Annotated in this window: 14 protein-coding genes; 6 read left to right on the top strand and 8 right to left on the bottom strand. The window is 61.5% G+C overall.

The features are described 5' to 3' along the window. Positions 1–30: 30 nt before the first annotated feature. From B6S01_RS08065 to B6S01_RS08055, 3 genes are all read left to right on the top strand, one after another. Positions 31–1,377, top strand: a complete 1,347-nt coding sequence (locus B6S01_RS08065; protein WP_037466184.1) for a TldD/PmbA family protein — start codon at positions 31–33, stop codon at positions 1,375–1,377. Then, positions 1,364–2,161: an inositol monophosphatase family protein gene (locus tag B6S01_RS08060; protein ID WP_037466187.1), complete on the top strand. Its 798-nt coding sequence runs from the start codon at positions 1,364–1,366 to the stop codon at positions 2,159–2,161. Before B6S01_RS08065 ends, B6S01_RS08060 begins: the two co-directional genes overlap by 14 nt. A 115-nt stretch (positions 2,162–2,276) precedes the next feature. Beyond that, entirely contained in the window at positions 2,277–3,233 is a 957-nt protein-coding gene (locus tag B6S01_RS08055; RefSeq protein WP_037466214.1) for an acyltransferase family protein, read from the top strand. Positions 3,234–3,285: 52 nt separating this feature from the next. Here B6S01_RS08055 and B6S01_RS08050 read toward each other — a convergent pair whose 3' ends face one another. Both B6S01_RS08050 and purD read right to left on the bottom strand, forming a co-directional pair. Further along, positions 3,286–3,801, bottom strand: a complete 516-nt coding sequence (locus B6S01_RS08050; protein ID WP_037466216.1) for a hypothetical protein — start codon at positions 3,799–3,801, stop codon at positions 3,286–3,288. A 62-nt stretch (positions 3,802–3,863) separates the two neighbouring features. Further along, on the bottom strand, positions 3,864–5,141 hold the full coding sequence (gene purD / locus B6S01_RS08045) for a phosphoribosylamine--glycine ligase (protein ID WP_037466218.1): 1,278 nt from the start codon (positions 5,139–5,141) through the stop codon (positions 3,864–3,866). Between the two features lie 7 nt (positions 5,142–5,148). On the opposite strand from purD, the gene xseA reads away from it, so the two are divergent. Both xseA and B6S01_RS08035 read left to right on the top strand, forming a co-directional pair. Further along, the gene (gene xseA, locus B6S01_RS08040) at positions 5,149–6,654 is read left to right on the top strand and encodes an exodeoxyribonuclease VII large subunit (protein WP_037466189.1); all 1,506 of its coding nucleotides are present in this window, start codon (positions 5,149–5,151) and stop codon (positions 6,652–6,654) included. A 31-nt stretch (positions 6,655–6,685) separates the two neighbouring features. Continuing rightward, positions 6,686–6,895, top strand: coding sequence for a DUF2093 domain-containing protein (locus B6S01_RS08035; RefSeq protein WP_037466191.1), 210 nt, complete (start codon positions 6,686–6,688; stop codon positions 6,893–6,895). Positions 6,896–7,030: 135 nt separating this feature from the next. On the opposite strand, the gene B6S01_RS08030 is transcribed toward B6S01_RS08035, so the two are convergent. The 5 genes from B6S01_RS08030 to B6S01_RS08010 all read right to left on the bottom strand — a co-directional run bounded on the left by B6S01_RS08030 (position 7,031) and on the right by B6S01_RS08010 (position 10,604). Continuing rightward, positions 7,031–7,378 (bottom strand): nitroreductase family protein, encoded by a 348-nt coding sequence (locus B6S01_RS08030; protein WP_081570344.1) that lies wholly within the window; start codon positions 7,376–7,378, stop codon positions 7,031–7,033. A 36-nt stretch (positions 7,379–7,414) separates the two neighbouring features. Beyond that, on the bottom strand, positions 7,415–8,038 hold the full coding sequence (locus B6S01_RS08025; protein ID WP_037467955.1) for a glutathione S-transferase family protein: 624 nt from the start codon (positions 8,036–8,038) through the stop codon (positions 7,415–7,417). Between the two features lie 7 nt (positions 8,039–8,045). Beyond that, positions 8,046–8,675, bottom strand: coding sequence for a glutathione S-transferase family protein (locus B6S01_RS08020; protein WP_037467957.1), 630 nt, complete (start codon positions 8,673–8,675; stop codon positions 8,046–8,048). Position 8,676: 1 nt separating this feature from the next. Beyond that, entirely contained in the window at positions 8,677–8,979 is a 303-nt protein-coding gene (locus B6S01_RS08015) for a YciI family protein (RefSeq protein WP_037467959.1), read from the bottom strand. A 269-nt stretch (positions 8,980–9,248) separates the two neighbouring features. Further along, positions 9,249–10,604 carry an IS1380-like element IS1247 family transposase gene (locus B6S01_RS08010; protein ID WP_006473457.1) on the bottom strand — a complete coding sequence of 452 codons (1,356 nt, stop codon included), beginning with the start codon at positions 10,602–10,604 and terminating at the stop codon, positions 9,249–9,251. 87 nt (positions 10,605–10,691) lie between these two features. Between B6S01_RS08010 and B6S01_RS08005 the strand changes: the two genes are divergently transcribed. Further along, the gene (locus B6S01_RS08005; protein WP_081570343.1) at positions 10,692–13,748 is read left to right on the top strand and encodes a TonB-dependent receptor; all 3,057 of its coding nucleotides are present in this window, start codon (positions 10,692–10,694) and stop codon (positions 13,746–13,748) included. Positions 13,749–13,799: 51 nt separating this feature from the next. Here the strand turns inward: B6S01_RS08005 and clpB are convergent, their stop codons facing one another. Beyond that, positions 13,800–16,379: an ATP-dependent chaperone ClpB gene (clpB, locus tag B6S01_RS08000; protein ID WP_037465425.1), complete on the bottom strand. Its 2,580-nt coding sequence runs from the start codon at positions 16,377–16,379 to the stop codon at positions 13,800–13,802. Positions 16,380–16,453 lie beyond the last annotated feature (74 nt).

The following is a 16,453-nucleotide window of genomic DNA, read 5'->3' as shown; positions in this document are numbered from 1 at the left end:
CCGAACCCTTAGCAGGAACGCCCCGCACCCATGCTCAGCCTAGAAGAAGCCCAGTCCCGCGCCCAGGATCTGGTGGCGGCGGCGCGCAGGGCGGGGGCTGACGCTGCCGACGCCATCTACGCCTGCAACGCATCCACTACCGTGGCGGTCCGCCTGGGCGCTCTTGAGGATGTCGAGCGGTCGGAAGGCGAGGAGATCGGCCTGCGCATATTCATCGGCCAGCGTTCCGCCAGCATCGCCGCATCGGATATGAACGCCGCGACGCTCGGCACGCTGGTCGATCGTTGCATCGCCATGGCGCGCGAGGCGCCCGAGGATCCTTATGCCGGCCTTGCTCCGGAGGACCGGCTGTTGCGCGACGCGCTCCCCGCGCTTGACCTTGCCGATCCCAGCGACCCCGAACCGGCCTTGCTCCGCGAACGTGCCCTGGAGGTGGAGGAAGCCGCGCGCGCCGTCTCCGGCGTCACGAACAGCGAAGGGGGAGGCGCATCCAACGGCCGGAGTCAGATTGCGCTCGCCACAAGCCACGGCTTTGCGGGGGCCTATGCGGGCACCAGTCATTCCACATGGGCCAGCGTACTTGCAGGCGCCGGCGCGAACATGCAGCGCGATCATGCCAGCCATAGCGTCCGTCATCTCGATGATCTGGAGAAGCCTGCTATCATCGGCGCCCGCGCAGGTGAGCGGGCTGTCGCCCGTCTGAACCCGGCCAAGCTGGAAAGCGGAGTCTTGCCGATCGTCTTTGACCGGCGCATCGGGTCCAGCATCATGGGCCATCTGATCGGCGGGATGGTTGGCCCTGCGATCACGCGTCGGTCCAGCTTCCTGCTCGACTCGATTGGACAGGCACTGTTCGACAGCGCCATAACCATCATCGACGATCCACTGCGCCAACGTGGCATGCGCTCGCGCCCCTTCGATGGCGAAGGGCTCCCCGTCGCCCGCCGCGCGCTGATCGACCAAGGTGTATTAACGGGATGGCTGCTCGATAGCGCCTCTGCTCGCCAGCTTGGCCTCGAACCTACCGGCCATGCCAGCAGAGGTGGTAGCGGCGCGCCGGGCGCGGGTGTCACGAATGTCCATATGGAGCCGGGCAGCCTTTCGCCCGCGCAACTTATGGCCGACATAAAGCGTGGTCTTTACGTCACCGAACTGATCGGCATGGGCGTTAACGGCGTTACTGGCGATTATAGTCGTGGCGCCGCCGGTTTCCTGATCGAAGATGGGGCGATCACCCGCCCCGTGTCGGAAATCACAATCGCCAGCAATTTGAAGGACATGTTCCGCGCCCTCATCCCGGCGAATGACCTTATTTTCCGCTATGGCATGAACGTGCCCACCATCCGCATCGACGGGATGACCGTTGCCGGAGGCTGAGGTCGACCTGCGCGCGCTGGTTGGCGCGGTATCGGACGCTGCTGACCGCGCGCTCACCCTCTGGGCGGGCGGCCAGACTCAGGTGCGCCAATGGGAAAAGGTGCCCGGCCATCCTGTTTGTGAGGCGGACCTCGAAATAGATGAGATGCTGCGTGAGAGTCTCGGTCGTATCGATCCCGAGGCCGGGTGGTTGTCGGAAGAGACCGCCGACACCGTCCATCGTTTGGACTTGGCGCGGGTTTGGGTGGTCGATCCGATCGACGGCACCCGCGACTATCTGCGCGGCCGTCCGGGTTGGGCCGTATCCGTAGCGCTGGTCGAACATGGTTCGGTGCGCATCGGCATTCTCGCGGCTCCAGCGCGTAACGAACTCTGGCTCGCTCAGGCAGGGAAGGGCGCGACCCGGAACGGCCGTGTCTTGCAGGCGGGCACGCGCGCGATGCTACCCGGCGCACGCGTGCCTGCCGATCAACTGCCCCGCCATGACCGCGATCTGGTGGCCGTGCACAAGCCCAACAGCATTGCGCTGCGCATGGCGATGGTCGCCGCTGACGAAGCCGACATCGTCGCTACCGTCCGCTGGGGCAATGAATGGGACGTCGCCGCCGCTGCCCTGATAGCGCAGGAGGCTGGCGCCATCGTCACCGATGCGCTCGGCGATGAGTTGTCTTTCAACCGACCGGAGCCCACTGCCTTGGGCCTGCTGTGCACGGCGCCCGGCATCCATGCCGCCGCGACCCAACGACTTGCGCCCCGCGTCCGGGAATTGCTGGGGCGCGACTAGCACCCGTGCGCGAGAACGGAATCAGGCTAGGGAGAGACCGGGCCGCGACTGATTAACCAGAAGAGAAGGCTTGCGACGATATCATTCCGATGAAGCCAGTGCGGAAAGATATCAGGTGGCGAAAAATTCATCCATCGACCTGCTGAAGGGCGCGCTGATGCTGCTCGTCATGGCCGGTCACGCCATGGAACTGGCGGAAGCGCGCCATCTTGCTCTATGGGTCGGATCGGGTTTTCGGATGCCGTTGATGATGGGCATTTCCGGCTATCTGCTCAACGTCACTCGGGTGCGGAGCGTCGGATCAGCCGAATTGCTGTCCCGTTATGGGCAGCGCATGCTGGTCCCCTGGACGATCGCGATGCTCGTTTATGTCATCGCGGGCCATTGGCCGATATCCTGGACTACGCCGCTCGATCTGTTGCTGCGACCGCCTTTCCATCTTTGGTATGTGCCGGTCCTTTTTTTCCTGATCTTGGTCACTCGATTGCTGCCCTTTTCGCCGCTGGTATTGCTAGCGATGGCAACGCCCGTCAGCCTGGCGGTCATGTATAATTTTGGCCTCGGCCATGGTCCGGTTTACGGCGGCCTTCTGGCGCCGGACAGCCGCTTCCTGCAATATCCCATCTATTTCTTCTTCGGCATGCTGCTTGCCGAACGGACGTTTCCTAAAGGCGCTCTGTTGCCGGCGCTGCTCTCCGCTGTGTTTGGTTTCATTTGGTGGTCCGGTCTTTACGTCGATGGGAAAGAACTGGCGTATGTCCCGGCGCGTTTGCTCATGTGCCTGGGTCTGATCGCCCTGCTGCCCGTCCTGTCGGGGCTTGGTCTTCACAACGCGCCCATCGATGCGATCGGGCGCGATAGCCTCTTCTTCTATTTGTGGCATCCGCTGGTTATGGGATCGGTGATGCTGACCGGCATTGGCCCGCTGGCCACGCTGGCGCTATCAATCCTGTTGCTGGCAGTTGCGAGCCGATTTGCCGCCCAGCGACCTGTTGCCGCCTTGCTGCTGGGGACCGATCCGGCAAGGTCGCGCCCGATGCGGGCTAAAACGGCGCCCGCGATAGCTGGCTAAAAGGTTAGCGCTCAGCCTGTCCAGTCATCGAGCCACCGGGGTCAGACCTGACTCACAGTTTCCCATATTTGGCTTCGTATCCCGCCAAGTCGCCAGCAGCCAGATATCTGGCCTGATCGACCCATTGGTCGCGCACAGGGCGTCCCTTGAAATTGCCCAGCTTGGCGTCGATCGCGGCGATATCGGCATCGCTCCAGCTTGCGATCTGCGCGTAACGGGTGACGCCCAGTTCGATCAGCAGCAGGTTCAGCTTGGGCCCCACGCCCTTGAGCTTCAGCAGATTATCAGGCTCGTCGGACGACATGCTGGAGGAGGCGGGAGCCGACTCAACGGCAGCGGGCATGATCCTGGGTTCGGCCTCGGCCACTGGCGCTGCGATCGGTTCGGCCGCAATGTTTTCCCGGATCGGTGGGGGAGGAGCGATATCCCGCCGCTCGACTTCCGCCGGGTGCTCGACCACCGGCGCGTCCACGGTCTTCTTGCGGCCCGTCAGCAGGAAGACAACGCCGATCAAGATCAGCAGCGCGACTAGCAGCCACAGGCCATAATCAATGAAAAACTGCTGCATCAACCGGTCCTCCCTGTTTATCCAGGGCATTTAAGGGCGATCTGCCGGCTGAAGCAAGAGTGTCAGCGTGCTTCGCGCTCTATCTCGCGCCAGCCAATGTCCCTGCGACAGAAGCCAGTCGGGAAGTCGATCGCATCCACCGCCCGATAGGCTGCCGCCTGAGCCGCCCCAACGCTGTCTCCCGTTGCCGTGACGTTGAGAACGCGACCGCCATTGGCGACCAGCTTGCCGTCCTTCTCCGCCGTCCCCGCATGGAAGATGCGTGCGCCGCCCACTTCCGCCGCTTCGATGCCGCCAATCGCGCCACCCTTTTCCGGCGTCCCCGGATAGCCCTTCGCGGCCATCACCACGGTCAGCGCCGTCCGGTCAGCCAACGCCACGGCCCCCTGATCCGCCAGCCGCCCTTCGGCCACTGCCAGCAGTAGTTCGACCAGATCGCCGTCGAAGCGCATCATCAGCACCTGGCACTCCGGGTCGCCAAAGCGCGCATTATATTCGATCAGCTTTGGACCTTCGTCCGTCAGCATCAGCCCGGCATAGAGCACGCCTGAATAGGACGTCCCCTCGGCCGCCAGCGTCTCGACCGTCGGCCGGATGATCTTCTCGATCACTTCGGCTTCCAGTTCGGGCGTCAGCACCCGCGCCGGGCTGTACGCGCCCATGCCGCCCGTATTGGGGCCGGTGTCGCCGTCGCCCACCCGCTTGTGATCCTGCGCGGAGCCAAATGGCAGGATGGCGCTGCCATCGGTCAATGCGAAGAAGCTCGCCTCCTCCCCGCTCATGAACTCCTCCAGCACCACTTCCTCGCCCGCAGCGCCGAACGCGCCGGAAAACATGGTGTCCAGCGCCGCCAGCGCCTCATCCTGCGTTTCCGCGATGATGACGCCCTTGCCTGCGGCCAGACCATCGGCCTTGATCACGACAGGAAGTCCGAAGTCAGGCAGCGCCGCGATCGCGCCATCCTTGCTGTGGACGCGCTCATAGCCTGCGGTAGGGATGTTCGCCCGTTTGCACAGGTCCTTGGTGAAGCCCTTCGACCCCTCCAGCTGCGCTGCCTTCTTGCCCGGGCCAAAAACCGGATAGCCCTTCACCCGCAGATTGTCAGCGAGGCCGTCAACGAGGGGGGCTTCCGGCCCGATCACTACCAGACCGATTGCATGGCGCAGGCAAAAATCCTCCACCGCGCGATGATCCGTGACATCCAGATCGACCAACGTCGCATGCTGGGCTATGCCGGGGTTGCCCGGTGCTGCATAAAGGGTCGTGAGTGTTGGCGATTGCGCCAGCTTCCAGGCCAGAGCATGTTCGCGGCCGCCGCTGCCCAACAAAAGGATGTTCATTTCGCCCATGTCCCCGGAATATGAAGCTGGTTTCGGTACGTCGGGCCGCCTGTTAGCGGAGGAACGGGCGGGGGACAACGCACCGCCGCTTTCGGTGAGCGAATTGTCGGCCATGTTGAAGCGCACGGTCGAGGACCGTTTCGGCCATGTCCGCCTGCGCGGTGAAATATCGGGTTTCAAGCGCGCGGCTTCGGGGCATCTTTATCTTTGCCTCAAGGACGATAATGCCGTCATCGACGGCGTGATGTGGAAGGGCGGAGCCGCACGACTGCCCTTCTCGCCGCAGGACGGGGTAGAGGTGATCGCCACTGGCAAACTGACTACCTATCCGGGGCGCTCCAAATATCAGATCGTCATTGACCGCATGGAGCTTGCGGGCGAAGGCGCGCTGATGGCGCTGCTGGAGAAGTTGAAGCAGAAACTCGCTGCCGAGGGGCTCTTTGACAGAGACCGGAAACGTCGCCTGCCTTTCCTGCCCCGTACAATTGGCGTCGTCACATCCCCCACCGGCGCAGTCATTCGCGACATCCTGCATCGTCTCGAAGACCGCTGCCCGACCCATGTTCTTCTTTGGCCCGTGTTGGTGCAAGGGCAGGGTGCTGCCGAGCAGGTCGCGCGTGCGGTTCGTGGCTTTTCAGACATGAAGCCCGGGGGTCCGCTGCCCCGGCCAGACCTTGTCATCGTCGCGCGCGGTGGCGGTTCGATCGAGGACCTCTGGAGCTTCAACGAGGAAATCGTGGTGCGCGCCGTGGCGGAGTGTTCGATTCCTATCATCTCGGCGGTGGGGCATGAGACCGACACGACGCTGTGCGATCATGCTGCCGACATGCGCGCGCCGACGCCCACCGCCGCAGCTGAACTGGCCGTGCCGGTCCGGGCCGACCTCATGGCCATGCTGACCGAGCAAGGCTTGCGCATGAACCGCGCCGTGCGGCGGAGCGCGGCGCAAGCGCGCGAGCGGCTGGACATGCAGGTCCGTCTGATGCCGACGCCCGACACCTTGCTTGCGCCACAACGCCAGCGGCTGGACCAGCTATCCGACAATCTGGGCAATTGCCTGCGCCATCGCGTCGCAGACGCCCGTGCGCATCTTGGGCAGGCCGGCGGTGCGCTTCGCCCTGCTCTCTTGCGGCAATATCTGAACCGGGGGAAGGAGCGCCTCGACCGCCTGCGCCTGCGCCCGGATTATTTGACCCGCGTTTTTCATGCCCAGGTTACGGCTTTCGATAGCCTCGCCCGCCTTTTTGCTTCGGTTAATCCCGACCTTCCGCTCCGGCGCGGATTTGCGCGGGTGATGGCGGGCGCGCGCCTTATCAAGACAGTCACCGACGCGCGCGCAGCCGGTGCGGTCTCGCTTCATTTCGACGACGGCGCCGTCGGAGCGGTGGTGGAGGGTGGGGCGCCTGCCAAACCTCTTGAGAAGCCGCAAAGCCAATCTATATCCGCTTCATCCCGTGCGCCCCGCAACTCGCAGCACGGCGCAGAAGACCGGCAACAGGATCTGTTTTCCTGATGCGCTCGAAAATGGAAAAGGTCGCTGACCCATGCTGATGTCCAACCGTGACCGCCCGGCCCGGCTGCATTATATGGCCTATAGCTTCCGCGTCCTGCAGGCGGGCGATCATGTTGTCTGCGCCGTCACTGGCCAGAAGATCTCGCTCGACGATCTTCGCTACTGGAGCATTGTCCGGCAGGAAGCCTACGCCACCGCCGAAGCCTCTGCCCGAGCGGAGTTGAAGGCGCGGGGGCACTAACCGGACCAGCCCGTCTGTTGCGCCTGCACGTTTGCGGTGCATTTCAGACCTTGGATCGCACCACATATCTATCTGGGCGTGCCTGGCGACTGCCAGACCGGCATCGCTAGGGCGCCGGCCGGCGACCCGTTGTCGTCAGCCCTGGGCCACTGCTGACCCTGTCACCCTGCGCAATTTTTCCACACCGTTTCCGCAAACATCAGAAGCAAAGTTCGGCGGATGTCTCGTCAACGTCATAAAGTTGTCAAATGCCCCAAAAGTAACATTCAGAAATGATGTGGCAAATTTACGACAGTGCAACAGCAAATTGCACGCTGTTCCGTGACGCTGCTTTACATGGATATTCATCGAGGTCGGTCCCCATTTGGCGATATCATATGCCTCCTGAAGTTCCGCATCCGTTACCACCTGGTCGGTCCAGCCATTCTGAGAACGTGCCTCTGTGAAGAGGATTTCCAGGGTTTTCTCGTCAGCAACCGTCATTGGCAGCCCTTCCGTTTGTTTGATTTCTGATTCCGGTCAGCCAAGGCCGACCATGACGTTCTTGCGATAGGCGTGCCGTTCCGCGAGACGGTCGGCCCACCTACGAAGATTGGGCTGCTCCGAATCCCTGGCGAACCCGAGAGCTATCCAGCGATAGACCATGATTCCGCAGGGAATATCGGCGAGCGAAAATGCATCGCCAGCAAGGTAGGAATTTTGTGCAAGGGCATCGTCTAGTAGCGCAAAGCAGCGCTGCGACTCCATGCGCGCCCGGTCTAAAGCCTGCAGGTCTCTCTCGGCTTCCGGAGTTTTGACGATGCCGATATAAAGCTGTGACATGAACTTGTTCAAGGCGGCAAGATGCCAGTCCATCCAGCGCTCGACCATTGCCCGGTCGATCGGGTCCTGGGGATAAAGCGAGGTGGGTCCGCGCGAATTGCACAAATAGCGGAGAATGGTGTTGGATTCCCAGATCGCGTTGCCTTCGTCTATCAACGTCGGCACGACGCCATTGGGATTCACGGCAAGATATTCCGGGTCGCGGTTCCCGCCAAATTCGCCGCCGAAATTTTCCTGGCTGAACGGTATATCCAACTCGTCCAGGAGCCAGAGGACCTTCTGGACATTGGAGGAGCTGCGCCTTCCTAAAACTCGAAGCATGACTCTCTCAACCTGCTTCCGGTATGTTCATTCCGCGTTGCACGGCGGGGCGTGCACCAACGTGATCGTACCAGCGCTTGAGATTTGGTACCTTTTCAAGATCGATGTTGTGAAGCGGGTTGCGCGCGAGCCAGGGATAGGTGGCGATATCGGCGATAGTATACCCGTCCCCCGCGATATAAGCTGAATCTTGCAGCCGCTTGTTAAGCACGCCGTAGATTCGCTCCACCTCTTTCTGGTAGCGCCCGAGCGAATATTCCTGGTCTTGAGCATATCTGCGAAAGTGATGGAGTTGCCCAAGCATCGGGCCCACGCCGCCCATCTGGAACATCAGCCATTGCAAGGTTATTGCCTGCGCGCGTGGATCGGACGGCAGTAGCTCGCTTCGGTATTTCTGTGCCAGATAAACCAGAATGGCGCCGGACTCAAAGAGCACCAGTTCCTCACCTCCGGGGCCATCGGGATCGACGATCACAGGGATCTTGTTGTTGGGGTTCTTCGCTAGAAAGTCCGGCGAGAATTGCTCATCCTTTAGGATGTTGATCGGCCGCAGTTCATAACCCAGCCCCAGCTCTTCGAGCATGATGGAAATCTTGCGCCCGTTCGGCGTCTGCCAGGTAAAAAGCTGCAAGGTCATATCAGTTCCTCCGGTCGGGGTTGCCGCGGGTCCAGCGCCACGGCAAGATCAAGATCGCACCGACAAGCCCGGCCTTTCGGTAGGGATCATTTCGGGAGAATTCCTCGACATCGTGCCGATTCGTAGCTTCAACCACGATGAGCGAGCCGACCTCCTTCTCCTCCGCCTCGTCCATCAATGGCCCGGAAAGGATGACCCGAACCGGAAGTTCGCCGCCCGACATATAAGCCACGTGGCGCTCGCGCGTTTGCGCGCGAATATCACCCGCGTCCGGGCGGTCCATCGCCTGAAGAACGAAGTACATGTGTCAAGCCACCGGGTGCAGGTTAAACCGATAGTCGAGCGTGTAGAACCTGCATTCCCCAAGTGGCGTGTCGTTTGAGGTGAAGATCGCCTGTATCCGAGCGCTAGACAAGGATTTTCTGCCGCAAGCGGCACCTGCGGTCGCGCAGACTGCTGGATCTGGACGGATCAGACCGCGAAGCCGCTGTTTCCTTGCCCAGGGGCGGCGTTTTTCAGCGCAGCGGACAGATCTGTCCAGCCGCTTTCGTTCAGTTTGAGCGTGGATCGCGATCATGCGCATAGCGGTGGCGCTCGCAATCGGCGGATAGCGGCGAGGATGGCGCGTACCATCGTGCCGGTGACAGCGACCTCGGCCAGCTGGAAGGTGATGGTGCGGGCGTGACGGACCACACGTGCCCCGATCTTGATCAGCTTCAGTTGCAGGCTGGTCAACGACCAGTCGGCCATGGCCTCGGGCAGCTCGATGCAGCGCAAGAAGGTGGCCAGGTTGTACGCCAGGGCGTGCAGTTGCAGCCGCACCTCATTGTCGCGGAACTTCCGGCACGACAGCCGCGTCCAGCGAAAGGCGTATTTGCCCTCTTTGATGTGCTGCTCGGCGGTGCCGCGCTGGTTGTAGAACCGCACCACCCAGTCCGGCTCCATCGGCAGGTTGGTGACGATGAAGCCGACACGCGGGAACAGTTCGCCCGGATGCCATTCGATCTTGGCGATCACCCGGCGTTCCTTGTCCCAGGACGCCGCCTGATACTCGAATTCCTCGAAGAACCGCTTGACCTTGGTCAGTGACGGCCGCCCGACAGGGCGCGTTAGCCGATGCGCGATCTTGTCCTTGAGGACCGCGTTTGCGGGCAGCCGGATGGCGTAGAAGAACCGCGCTTCTTCCAATCGCTCATAGATCGCCGGGATCGCGTAGGCAGCATCGGCCCGGAAGAACCTGCCACCAAGGTCGCGCTCCGCGTAGCGCGCAATGACGGGGTCGAGAACATCACGCCAGCCATCGGCGCTGTGGACGTTGCCATGGCGCAGGGCGCAGCGTTCCAGCATCCCGAACTGGTTGAACAGAAAGTTGGGGTGATAGCAGCTACAGTCGAAATGGCCATTCCAGGCGGACCCTTCCTGGTCGCCATGGGTCGGGCTGACCGAGCTGTCCATGTCCAGAACGATGTACTTCAGCCCGTTACGGTCATGGAACCGGTCGATCCATTGCCCGTTCAGGTCGGCCAGCGCGGCACGGTTCCCGGCCAGAGCCAGCGTCTCGGTCTCGAACCGTCCCATCTGCGATGCCGAGGCCGCTTGTGCATCGACCGCTCTGCCGCCGACAACTTGGCGCATGACCGGATCGCAGGCGAGACGGTTGGCGTCGTTGACATCCTCGTATCCGGCCAGCCGCCCAAAGACTGATTGCCGGAACAGGCCGTCGAGCCGATGGACCGTGTTCTTGCCAGAGCGAGTATCGCGCAGCGCCGCTGACGCCAAATCGGACAACCCGAGCGCGTCATCAAGCTCGCGCATCACCAGAAGGCCGCCGTCGGAACTGAGCTGCGTGCCGCGAAATTCCAGCCGCACGCGAGGGTCGAAATCCACCCGATCTGCCCGTTGCAAGCCCGCACCCTCTGGGTGATCCATGAAACGCGCCCCTCGCAGCCTTCAACACCATGTTTTATATAGGAAATATAATGGTCAGGACAGCGAAATCAGCGCCTTACTTGGGAAATGTGGGTTACACTCTTAAAACGACTGCGCAGACTGCGCCGCAGCACGGATGAAGAGGGGTTTGCTGTCGGGCTCCTAATGCTCCTCTCCATGCGTGGACAACAAAGGGCGCAGGCTTGCTTGCGCCGCTCCAGAGCAAGGGACTGGACTGTGAAGACACCGATGAAGAGCACATTGTTATGCAATGGCGCAGCCGTATCCGCGATCGCGTTTGCAAGTGCCGGATTGTTCGCGCCGACACTTGCCGGTGCTCAGGAGGCGCCTGTACAGAGCAGCGCTTCCGAAGAGGCAACTATCATCGTAACTGGATCGCGCATCTCGCGGCCTGATCTGACCTCTAACTCTCCCATATCGGTTGTTTCGGCTGATACCATCAGGCTGTCGGGTGCGACTTCTGTCGAAGACGTCCTGCGGGATATTCCGCAGGCTGTTCCTGGCATTGGTGGGCAGACAAACAATGGCAATGAGGGTGCCGCCACCATCGACTTGCGTAATCTTACCGAAGAGCGGACCCTCGTCCTCGTCGATGGCAAGCGTTTCGTTCCCTTCAACAAAGATGGCATCGTCGATGTCAACATGATCCCTGCGGCGCTGATCAAGCGCGTGGACGTCGTGACCGGCGGTGCATCGGCGGTCTATGGCTCCGATGCGGTCGCAGGCGTGGTCAATTTCATCCTCGATGACGAGTTTCAAGGGATCAAGGGCGACGTCCAATACGGCATCACCAGTCGAGGCGATGCGCGGACTTTCGATGCCAGCCTTACCTACGGTACCAGCTTTGCTGACGGACGAGGGCATTTGGTCGTCAATGGCGGCTATACCAAGAAGGCCGCATTGAGCCAGGCGCGACGCAGTTTTTCCCGCTTCGCGCTCGGACAGGCCGACCTTCAACCGTCAGGCAGCCTGACTGATACGCCCGGCAACATCTCGGACAGTTTTCCGACCATCTGCTCGCAGGCCGACATCGATGACGGCAACTGCTACGCGCAATTTTCGCCCAATGGTGATCTCGGTCCGTTGCAGGGTTCCTTCAATTTCAATCCCTACAATCTTTTTCAGGTGCCGCAGGAACGGTATCAGGCGCATGCGTTGTTCAAGTATGAATTTTCGGACGCCGCGCGCTTCTTCGGCCGGGTTTCCTATATAGACACCAAGGTGACGACGGTGCTCGCGCCGTCGGGGACGTTCTTCTTCCCGTTCACGGTGAACCTGGATAACCCGTTCCTCTCGGATCAGGCGCGCAGCGTGCTCGCGCCGTTGGATACCGACGCGGACGGGGATGTGGATATCGCCTTCGGTCGTCGTACTACTGAACTGGGAACACGCGATTCCATTTATCGCAACAAGGCCTTGCAGTTCGTCGGCGGGCTGCGTGGGGACATCACCGACAGCCTGAATTATGAAGTGTTTGCTCAATATGGCCAGGTGAAACGGCGGCAGCAATATTTGAACGACATCGACTTCGCCAAGACGCAGCAGGGCCTTCTGGTGCGCGACGTGGGGGGCGTGCCCACCTGTATCGATCCCAGCAATGGCTGTGTCCCGGTCAACCTCTTCGGTGCAGGCAATCTGACGCCAGAGGCTGGGGACTTCATACGGCTGGATCTTGAAGCAAATGACAAGACCACTCAATTCGTCACAGGCGCCTTTCTCGCGGGAGACTTATTCACCTTGCCAACCGCCAGCTCGGCAGCGGGATTTGCGGTGGGCTTGGAATATCGTCGCGAGAAGACGATCTCGCGGCCTGATGCAAACCTGATTGCGGGGAATTCACCTGGTTTCGGCGCGCAATCTCCCATCGACGCGAAATACACGGTGAAGGAAATCTATGGTGAGCTTCGCGTGCCGTTGCTGGAAGACAAGCCTTTTGCGGAGGCGCTGACATTTGAAGGCGGCTTGCGCTATTCCAAATATAGCAGTGATGTTTCGAACCTGGTCACTGGCGGAACATTCGGAAATAGCTTCTCCAACTGGACCTACAAGGCCGGTGGCGAGTGGGTTCCGACAGAAGGCGTGCGCATCCGCGGCTTGTATCAGCGCGCTGTCCGGGCGCCCAATCTTGCCGAGCTGGGCGAACCACGAACCTCCAGCACGGGGGATCTGGAAAATGATCCTTGCGCGGGATCGAACCCGGTCGGCAATGCGGCCTTGTCCCAGTTGTGCCTTGACACCGGCGTACCTGCCGGGCGTATCGGAACGGTCAATGGCCCGATTGCGGGCCAGATCAACAATTATGTCGGCGGCAATCCAACGCTGACGCCGGAAAAATCGGACACCTACAGCATTGGGCTTGTAGTCCAACCCCGGCAGGTGCCCGGCTTCACAGCGTCCATCGACTATTTCAACATCAAGGTGAAGAATGCGATCACCCAGTTCTCTGAACAGGTCATCGTCGATGCCTGTTATGAACAGGAGCAGGACCCGAACGGATTCTTCTGCCAGCTAATCAATCGCAACCCGATCAATGGGGCGCTTAGCGGTGGTACTGAAACCGGCGTCGATGCCAGCACCCTCAACGCGGCATCTTTGAAACGGACGGGTATCGACTTCGCCGTCGCCTATCAGTTCAAGATCAGCGATGATGCCCGCCTGCAATTCGGTATCAATGCTACGCGCGCTATCAAGGCAGAGGATCAGCCTGCCGACATTTTCCCCTCCTATGATTGCGTCGGACTGGTGGGCAAGACTTGCCTGCGTCCGCAGCCCAAGTGGCAGTTCATCCAGAACACCCAGCTGGATTATGGCCCGGTCAGCCTGCTCCTGCGGTGGCGTTATATCGGGAAGCTCACCAAGGATGATATCGTGCTGAATGGCGCCGATCCGGCGGACTATGTGGTTCCCGTGATCAAGGCCCGGAGCTATTTCGATCTCAGCGGCACGGTTCGTGTCGCCGAACGCTTTGAACTGCGTGGGGGCATCAACAACCTGTTCGACAAGAAGCCGCCTATCGTCGGCAATGACTATGGCGGCACCGCTGAAAACAGCGGCAACACTTTCCCCGCGACCTACGATCCACTGGGCCGGGCCTTCTTTATCGGTGCGTCGGTCAAATTCTAACACTCAGGTGACGCATAATGGGGCGGCAGTCGTACTGCCGCCCTTTTCTTGTCACCCCACGCTCAACGTCAGCGCGCCATCGCCCTCATCGACGCGCACCTTGACGCCATCGGGGACTTCGCCGCGCAGGATGAGGTCGGCCAGTGGATCCTGCAGGTAACGCTGCACCGCTCGCTTCAACGGCCGGGCACCATAGACTGGGTCGTAGCCTACCCGGCCCAGCCACGCCCGCGCGCCGTCGGTCAGGTCCAGAACCACCTTGCGATCCTTCAACAGCTTTTGCACGCGCCCCACCTGAATATCCACGATCGGCGCCATATGGCTCGCGCCCAGGCGGTGGAACAGGATTACCTCGTCCAGACGATTGAGGAATTCGGGCCTGAAGTGGCTCCGGACGATCTCCATCACCTGATCCTCGACCTTCTCCACCGGTTCGTCGTCGGCCAGCCCGGCAATGAACTGGCTGCCCAGGTTCGACGTCAGCACGATGATCGTGTTGGTGAAATCGACCGTTCGCCCGTGCCCATCGGTCAGGCGGCCATCATCCAACACCTGCAGCAGCACGTTGAACACATCGCTGTGCGCCTTCTCCACCTCGTCGAACAGCACGACCTGATAGGGCCGCCGCCGTACCGCCTCGGTCAGGACGCCGCCTTCCTCATAGCCGACATAGCCCGGAGGCGCGCCGATCAGCCGCGCGACGCTATGCTTCTCCATGAACTCGCTCATGTCGATGCGCACCATCGCGCTATCGTCATCGAACAGGAAACCGGCGAGCGCCTTGGTCAATTCGGTCTTGCCGACGCCGGTAGGCCCGAGGAACAGGAAAGAGCCAAGCGGTCGGTTGGGATCTTGCAATCCGGCCCGCGAGCGTCGCACGGCGGTCGATACGGCCTTCACCGCATCGGCCTGTCCGATCACCCGCTTGCCAAGCTCTTCCTCCATAGCGAGCAGTTTCTCCCGCTCCCCTTCCATCATCTTGTCGACGGGGATGCCGGTCCAGCGTGAAACGACGCCTGCGATGTCTTCGCTCGTCACTTCCTCGCGCAGCATCGCGCCTTCGGTCGCGCCTTCCGCCTCGGCGATCTTGCGCTCCAGTTCGGGAATCCGCCCGTAGGCCAACTCGCCAGCCTTGCCGAGGTCGCCCGCCCGCTGCGCCTGCTCCAGTTCCATCCGAGCGGCGTCCAGTTGCTCCTTCAGCTTGCTTTCGCCCGCGATCTTGTCCTTCTCGGCCTGCCAGCGCTGCGTCAGTTCGGCGGACTGCTGCTCCAGATTGGCAAGATCGCTTTCCAGCGCGTCCAGACGATCCTTCGAAGCCTTGTCGGTCTCCTTGCGGAGCGCTTCCCGTTCGATTTTCAGCTGGATTATGCGCCGGTCCAGCGTCTCGATCTCCTCAGGCTTGGACTCGACCTCCATGCGCAGCCGCGACGCAGCCTCGTCCATCAGATCGATGGCCTTGTCGGGCAGGAAGCGATCGGTGATGTAGCGGTTGGACAGCGTCGCTGCCGACACGATTGCCCCGTCGGTGATCCGCACGCCATGGTGCAGCTCATATTTCTCCTTGAGCCCGCGCAGGATGGAGATGGTGTCCTCCACCGTCGGCTCGCCCACGAAAATGGGCTGGAAACGCCGCTGAAGCGCCGGATCCTTCTCCACATATTTGCGATATTCATCGAGCGTCGTCGCGCCGATGCAGTGCAGCTCGCCGCGCGCGAGGGCGGGCTTGAGCAGATTGCCCGCGTCCATCGCGCCTTCTGATTTGCCCGCGCCGATCAGTGTGTGCATCTCGTCGATGAATAATATGATCTGGCCTTCACCGGCCTTCACCTCATCGAGCACGCCTTTCAGCCGCTCCTCAAACTCGCCGCGATATTTGGCGCCAGCGATCAACGACCCCATGTCGAGCGCCATCAGCGTGCGGTCTCTGAGCGTATCGGGCACGTCGCCATTGGCGATGCGCAGCGCCAGGCCTTCGGCGATCGCGGTCTTGCCGACGCCGGGGTCGCCGATCAGGACCGGATTGTTCTTGGTCCGGCGCGCCAGGATCTGGATGGTGCGGCGTATTTCCTCATCCCGGCCGATCACCGGGTCCAGCTTGCCGTCCCTCGCCGCCTGCGTGAGGTCGCGGGCGAATTTCTTCAGCGCGTCATAACGATCTTCCGCGCCCGCCGTATCGGCTGAACGGCCGCCGCGCAGATCGTTGATCGCTGCGTTGAGCGCTTCGGCCTTCAAACCAGCTGCATTCAGGGCCTTCCCGGCCGCGGTGGTGGTGGCGAGTGTCACGGCCAGCAGCAGCCGCTCGACGGTGACGAAGCTGTCGCCCGCCTTGGCCGCAACCTGTTCGGCGCTGTCGAGCACGCGGACCGCGTCATTGTCGAGTCCTGGCGTCTGTTGCGCGCCGCTGCCCGACACCGCGGGCACCTTCGCCAGCGCCGCGTCAGTCTCCCGAAGTGCCACGGCAGCATCACCGCCCGCAGCCTTGATCAGGCCGGACGCCATGCCCTGTTCATCTTCCAGCAGCGCCTTGAGCAGATGCTCCGGGCTTATGCGCTGATGGCTCATGCGAATTGCGACGGTTTGCGCCGACTGCAGGAATCCCTTGGCGCGGTCAGTGAATTTCTCGAGATTCATGTCATCCTCACGGGCTCAAACATGCCAGCCATGTAGTGTTGCTGAAAAGCCACACAAGGGGCGCATCCAATATG

The organism is Sphingobium herbicidovorans (assembly GCF_002080435.1).
In the GTDB taxonomy this organism is placed as follows: Bacteria; Pseudomonadota; Alphaproteobacteria; order Sphingomonadales; family Sphingomonadaceae; genus Sphingobium; species Sphingobium herbicidovorans.
The sequence above is the reverse complement of the archived record's forward strand: the minus strand, read 5'-3'. Positions and strand labels throughout refer to the sequence as shown.

Excerpts from the sequence above, each read along its gene's own strand:
- clpB (WP_037465425.1), bottom strand. The coding sequence starts at position 16,379 with ATGAATCTCGAGAAATTCACTGACCGCGCCAAGGGATTCCTGCAGTCG.
- B6S01_RS08065 (WP_037466184.1), top strand. The coding sequence starts at position 31 with ATGCTCAGCCTAGAAGAAGCCCAGTCCCGCGCCCAGGATCTGGTGGCG.
- B6S01_RS08020 (WP_037467957.1), bottom strand. The coding sequence starts at position 8,675 with ATGACCTTGCAGCTTTTTACCTGGCAGACGCCGAACGGGCGCAAGATT.
- B6S01_RS08035 (WP_037466191.1), top strand. The coding sequence starts at position 6,686 with ATGCTGATGTCCAACCGTGACCGCCCGGCCCGGCTGCATTATATGGCC.
- B6S01_RS08005 (WP_081570343.1), top strand. The coding sequence starts at position 10,692 with ATGTGGGTTACACTCTTAAAACGACTGCGCAGACTGCGCCGCAGCACG.
- xseA (WP_037466189.1), top strand. The coding sequence starts at position 5,149 with ATGTCCCCGGAATATGAAGCTGGTTTCGGTACGTCGGGCCGCCTGTTA.
- B6S01_RS08025 (WP_037467955.1), bottom strand. The coding sequence starts at position 8,038 with ATGCTTCGAGTTTTAGGAAGGCGCAGCTCCTCCAATGTCCAGAAGGTC.
- B6S01_RS08030 (WP_081570344.1), bottom strand. The coding sequence starts at position 7,378 with ATGACGGTTGCTGACGAGAAAACCCTGGAAATCCTCTTCACAGAGGCA.
- B6S01_RS08015 (WP_037467959.1), bottom strand. The coding sequence starts at position 8,979 with ATGTACTTCGTTCTTCAGGCGATGGACCGCCCGGACGCGGGTGATATT.
- B6S01_RS08050 (WP_037466216.1), bottom strand. The coding sequence starts at position 3,801 with ATGCAGCAGTTTTTCATTGATTATGGCCTGTGGCTGCTAGTCGCGCTG.
- B6S01_RS08010 (WP_006473457.1), bottom strand. The coding sequence starts at position 10,604 with ATGGATCACCCAGAGGGTGCGGGCTTGCAACGGGCAGATCGGGTGGAT.
- purD (WP_037466218.1), bottom strand. The coding sequence starts at position 5,141 with ATGAACATCCTTTTGTTGGGCAGCGGCGGCCGCGAACATGCTCTGGCC.